This is a genomic window from Cognatishimia coralii (assembly GCF_037478305.1).
In the GTDB taxonomy this organism is placed as follows: domain Bacteria; phylum Pseudomonadota; class Alphaproteobacteria; order Rhodobacterales; family Rhodobacteraceae; genus Cognatishimia; species Cognatishimia coralii.
The window spans coordinates 1-5,053 of sequence record NZ_JBBGAZ010000027.1 but is presented as its reverse complement, the minus strand read 5'-3'; the positions used below and the strand labels follow the sequence as shown (position 1 = coordinate 5,053).

Here is a 5,053-nt window from a genome sequence, read left to right as displayed (position 1 = left end):
GAAGGCATCCGCCATGTCGCGGTCCGCAAGGGCCGCAGCGGCGCCGACCATCCGCCAGTTGGACGAGCCGACCTGGCTGCTTCCCGACATGAAGAGGACTGTCTTTTTGGGCATTTTCCGCTCCTTAAGATGATTGACGGCCAGTGACCGGCCCCTGAACGCCGCCCGCCGGCACCGGCGGATATGTCACCTTCGCAAGGGGCTTGGTGCCTTGATTTTTCATCTGCTCCTCCCCCCGTTTTCTGCATCTGCATGGCCAGTCCCTGCTTGACACAAAATTCTCAGGATTGTAAATCAAAAAACGAATAGCGGTTCTAGTTCGAAATACGAACATCCGACAACTGGTTTATCGGGAGGGAGTAAACCCATGAACAATTTGGCGCCCCTTGGGGCGGAAATGCCTGTTTGGGCGAAGGAAGATGAGGGTTTCCATGTCCCTTACTGGGTGTTCCAGCGCGAAGACGTTCTGGAGATGGAAAATGAGCGCCTGTTCCAGGGGGAAACTTGGAACTACATGTGTCTTGAAGCCGAACTTCAGTCGCCCGGCGACTTCGTCGCGGTCCATGTCGGGGAAACCCCGGTCATCGTGACCCGCGACCATGACGGCGAGATTTATGCGTTCGAGAACCGCTGCTCGCATCGCGGCTCGCTTCTGGCGCTGGAAGATCGCGGCAACGTCAAGGATTTCACCTGCGTCTATCATGCCTGGACCCACAGCCTGCAAGGCGACCTCGTGGGGATCGCGTTCAAGGACGGGATCGGCGGCAAAGGCGGGATGGAGAAGGACTTCTGCATGAATTCCGTCGGCCCGCGCAAGCTGCGCGTGGCCAATGTCGACGGGCTGATCTTCGGCAGCTTCGACGAGGATGTGGACGATATCGAGGATTACCTGGGCGAGGAGGTTCTCGATCGCATCCATCGCGTGCTGGAAGGCCGCAAGATGGTGGTTCTGGGCCGGTTCACACAGGTGCTTCCCAACAACTGGAAGCTCTATGTCGAGAACACCAAGGACAGCTATCACGCCAGTATCCTGCACACCTTCTTCACCACCTTCGAGTTGAACCGGCTGTCGCAGAAGGGCGGGATCATCGTCAGCCCGAATGGCGGCTGCCATGTGAGCTATTCCGAGATCGACCAGATCGCGGAAGCCGAGAAGGCGAAGAACACGATCTATTCGGACCAGAATATCCGGTCGCAATCGGACCTGCAACTGGCCGACAAGTCGCTTCTGGCGAGCTTCAAGGAATTCGATGACGACATCACCCTGCAGATCCTCACGGTCTTTCCGGGTTTCGTCCTGCAGCAGATCCAGAACTCGATCGCGGTGCGTCAGGTCCTGCCGAAAGGCACCGACGAGATGCATCTCAAATGGACCTATATCGGGTTCGAAGACGACACGACCGAACAGCGCCGCGCGCGTCTGAAACTGTCGAACCTGATCGGGCCGGGCGGCTATGTGTCGATGGAAGACGGCTGTATCGGCGGCTTCGTGCGCCGGGGCACCAAGGGCGCGTCGGACAACAATGCCGTGCTCGAAATGGGCGGGCGCAGCATCGAAGGCGGCGACGACCGCATCACGGAAGCCTCGATCCGGGGGTTCTGGGCAGAATACAGAATGAGGATGGGCCTATGAACATTCACGTCCGGCAGGCCGAGGTTTCGGCCCTGATCAGCGCCGCGCAGGCCCGCTATGTCCGCGAGATCGACGATGGCGATTGCACGGCATGGCCCAACTTCTTCGTGGATGATTGCTTCTACACGATCACCAGCGCCGACAATTACGCGCAGAACCTTGAGGCGGGTCTTGTCTGGCTCGACAGCAAGGACATGCTGCGCGACCGTATCCTGTCGCTGCTGGAGGCCAACGTCTATGAGCGCCACTCCTACCGCCACATGATCGGGCAGCCCTTCGTGGGCGAGCTGGAAGGCGACGAAGTGGATTCGGAAACCTCGTTCATGGTGGCCCGGATCACCCGCGAGGGGCCGACCGATCTTTTTGCCACCGGGCGCTATATCGACCGCTACCGAATCGTCGGCGACGAGGCAAAGATCGTGTCGCGCACTGTGGTGCTGGACAGCAACCAGATCGACACGCTGCTCGGTTTCCCGCTATAATGACGGCGCAAAAGGAAAGAGTGCTGATCACCGTTGGCGATGCCAACGGGATCGGCCCGGAAGTCGCGGCCAAGGCCGCTATCGCGCTGGCCGACGATCCGGCGCTGCGCCCGGTGATCGTGGGCGACCGGCATCTGGTGGAGCCGGTCGTGACGGCGGCGGGCTTCGCGTTTGAGCCGTCCATGGACAAATGGGGCGCGCCCGGCCACGTCGATCTTCATGAGGTTGGCGCGATTGACGCGGCCGATGTGACGCCCGGCACACCCACAGCGGCCAGCGGGCGGGCGACGGTTGCCTATGTCGAGCGCGCGGTTGCGCTGGTCAAGGACGGCACCGGCCGCGCCATCGTGGCCTGTCCGCATTCGGAAACGGCGGTCAATGCCAGTGGGCGGACCTTTTCGGGCTATCCCAACCTTCTGTCCGAGCTTCTGGGCACCGGCGAGGATTCGGTTTTCCTGATGCTGATCGGCGGCGGGCTTCGAATCGTGCATGTGACGCTGCATGAAGGCATTCACACTGCGCTTGACCGGCTGACGCCGGAGCTGATCGAACGCGCCACGCTGGCCGCGCATCAGGCGCTCAGCGGTCTGGGGATCGACGCCCCGCGCATCGGGCTGTTCGGCATCAACCCCCATGCGGGCGAGGGCGGGCTTTTCGGGGATGAGGACGACCGCATCGTCACCCCCGCCATCGAACGGCTGCGCGCCCAAGGGATCGACGCGCACGGGCCGGAAGGCGCCGACGTGATGCTGGTGCGCGAAGGCTATGATGCCTTTGTCGCCATGTATCACGATCAGGGCCATATCCCGGTCAAGCTGCTGGCCGGGCGCAGTTCGGCGGCGATGTCGATCGGTTCCGGGCTGGTCTTTTCCAGCGTCGGGCACGGCGCGGCGTTCGATATTGCGGGCAAGGGTCAGGCGTCCAGCGATGCGGCGGTCGCCGCGATCAGGCTTGTCGGAGGTATTCAGTGAGTTTTCGTATAACCGTCACCGACCATGACGATATCGGCTTCGACTGCGAAGAGGACGAAACCGTCCTCGACGCGGCTGATCGCGCGGGCTACGCCATTCCCTACTCGTGCCGCAAGGGCGTGTGTTCGTCCTGCGAAGGCGGAATCGCGGCGGGCGAGGCGATGGTGCGCGGGCAGGGGGTTCAGGCCGGTCCCGCCGAGGGCGTCAAGCTGTGCCAGGCCCGTCCGCTGACCGATCTTCAGATCACGCCGACCCGGATCCAGAAGGTGGAGCCGGTGGAGCGCAAGACGCTGGAGGCGAAGGTGCGAAAGATCACCCGCCCGGCGCCGGACGTGGCCGTGATCCAGTTCCGCCTGCCGATCGGGCAACGCGCGCCGTTCCGCGCCGGTCAATACCTGCGGGTGGTGATGGAGGACGGCGACAGCCGCAACTACTCCATGGCGAACCCGCCGCAGAAAAACGACGGGATCGAGCTGCATATCCGGCATGTGCCGGGCGGCAAGTTTTCGGAGCAGGTGCTGAGCAAGCTGGACAAGGGCCAGTTCCTGACCGTCGAGCTGCCTTATGGCGAGTTCTGCCTGTCTGACAACGACGATATGAACGCGGTTCTGCTGGCCACCGGCACCGGGTTTGCCCCGATAAAATCGCTGATCGAGAACCAGATCGCGCTGGGGGCCGAGCGACCGCTGAAGCTTTATTGGGGTGTCAATACCGAGGCCGATCTTTACATGGCCGATGTCGCCGCCCGCTGGGCCGCGGCGCATCCCTGGATCAGCTTCACGCCGGTCATCTCGTCGCCTTCGGACGGCTGGGACGGGCGCACCGGGTTCGTCCACCGCGCGGTGCTGGAGGACATTCCCGACATGAGCAATGTCGAGGTCTATGCCTGCGGTGCGCCGGTGATGATCGACGCGGCGCGCTCGGAATTCGAGGCCGAGGCCGGGCTGGCCAAAGATCGCTTTTTCAGCGATGCCTTCGTGGCGTCGGGCGACGAGGAATAAGTCTGCTTTCGGGCCCGTCCCGCTTTCTGGACTTATTCCGGTCCCCGTGGCACGGTGCGGCCTCGACGGGGTTATCAAGCGCCGGAGAAGGGTGGAGCTCGGATGACGGGGACAACGGAAAAAGACGGGGGCACGGCGACGAAATCGCGCGCGCCCGAGGGGATGGCGGGGCTGGCCAAGGGCCTGGCCATCATCGAATTGTTCGGGGAAGAGTACCCGGCTGTCACCGTTTCGTCCGCCGCCGATGAAACCGGCATTTCGCGGGCCAGCGCGCGGCGCTGCCTGCTGACCCTGACAGATCTGGGTTATCTGACCAAGAACGGCCCGCGTTTCATGCCGACCCCGCGCATGTTGCGGCTGGGCCTGTCCTATACAGGCGCGATTCCGCTGCCCCAGCTTGCCCAGCATCAGCTTGACGCGGCGCGCGAGGAACTGGGGGAATCCGTCTCGCTGTCGATCCTGGAGGATGGCCGGTCAACCTTTGTCGCGCGGGCCGAGGCGGCGCGGCTGGTCTCCACCGCGATCCGTCTGGGCACCCGGCTGCCCGCCTATGCGGCGGCCACGGGGCGTATCCTGCTGTCGGCCTATGACGACGAGGCGCTGGATGCCTATCTCGACGCGGCGGAGCCGGTGGCCATGACCAAGCATACGGTTACGGACAAGGCGAAGCTGAAAGAGATCATCCGCGCCGCCGGCCGTGACAAGGTGGCCTTCACCGACGAGGAGCTGGAACTGGGCATGGTCAGCATGGCCATTCCGGTCTTCGACCCGGACGGCAAACTGATCGCCTCGATGAGCGTGAGCGCGGCGCGGCCGCGCGTCACCGTCAAGGACATGCGCGAGCACATGCTGCCCATCCTGCGCATCTATGCCGAGGCGCTGTCGCGGTCCCTTTGAACGGTGCCGGCGGGCAAGGCTGCCCGCGTCAGGTCAGCATCATCGTGGTGGTCTGAAGGTTCTTCGCCA

At 63.3% G+C, this 5,053-nt stretch carries 5 protein-coding genes; all 5 read left to right on the top strand.

Annotated features, from left to right (window positions below; genetic code table 11):
- Positions 1-367 precede the first annotated feature (367 nt).
- Positions 368-1,633, top strand: coding sequence for an aromatic ring-hydroxylating oxygenase subunit alpha (locus WG622_RS19065; RefSeq protein ID WP_198431759.1), 1,266 nt, complete (start codon positions 368-370; stop codon positions 1,631-1,633).
- Positions 1,630-2,115, top strand: a complete 486-nt coding sequence (locus WG622_RS19060; protein ID WP_078572122.1) for an aromatic-ring-hydroxylating dioxygenase subunit beta — start codon at positions 1,630-1,632, stop codon at positions 2,113-2,115. Before WG622_RS19065 ends, WG622_RS19060 begins: the two co-directional genes overlap by 4 nt.
- Positions 2,116-2,135: 20 nt before the next feature.
- Complete coding sequence (locus WG622_RS19055) at positions 2,136-3,086, top strand: PdxA family dehydrogenase (RefSeq protein WP_232617652.1); 951 nt, start codon at positions 2,136-2,138, stop codon at positions 3,084-3,086.
- Positions 3,083-4,087, top strand: a complete 1,005-nt coding sequence (locus WG622_RS19050; RefSeq protein WP_067952182.1) for an FAD-binding oxidoreductase — start codon at positions 3,083-3,085, stop codon at positions 4,085-4,087. Before WG622_RS19055 ends, WG622_RS19050 begins: the two co-directional genes overlap by 4 nt.
- A 102-nt stretch (positions 4,088-4,189) precedes the next feature.
- Positions 4,190-4,984 carry an IclR family transcriptional regulator domain-containing protein gene (locus tag WG622_RS19045; protein ID WP_067925952.1) on the top strand — a complete coding sequence of 265 codons (795 nt, stop codon included), beginning with the start codon at positions 4,190-4,192 and terminating at the stop codon, positions 4,982-4,984.
- Positions 4,985-5,053 lie beyond the last annotated feature (69 nt).

What these genes read in the sequence shown, in the direction of transcription:
- WG622_RS19065 (WP_198431759.1), top strand. Translation starts at nt 368, where the DNA reads ATGAACAATTTGGCGCCCCTTGGGGCGGAAATGCCTGTTTGGGCGAAG.
- WG622_RS19060 (WP_078572122.1), top strand. Translation starts at nt 1,630, where the DNA reads ATGAACATTCACGTCCGGCAGGCCGAGGTTTCGGCCCTGATCAGCGCC.
- WG622_RS19045 (WP_067925952.1), top strand. Translation starts at nt 4,190, where the DNA reads ATGACGGGGACAACGGAAAAAGACGGGGGCACGGCGACGAAATCGCGC.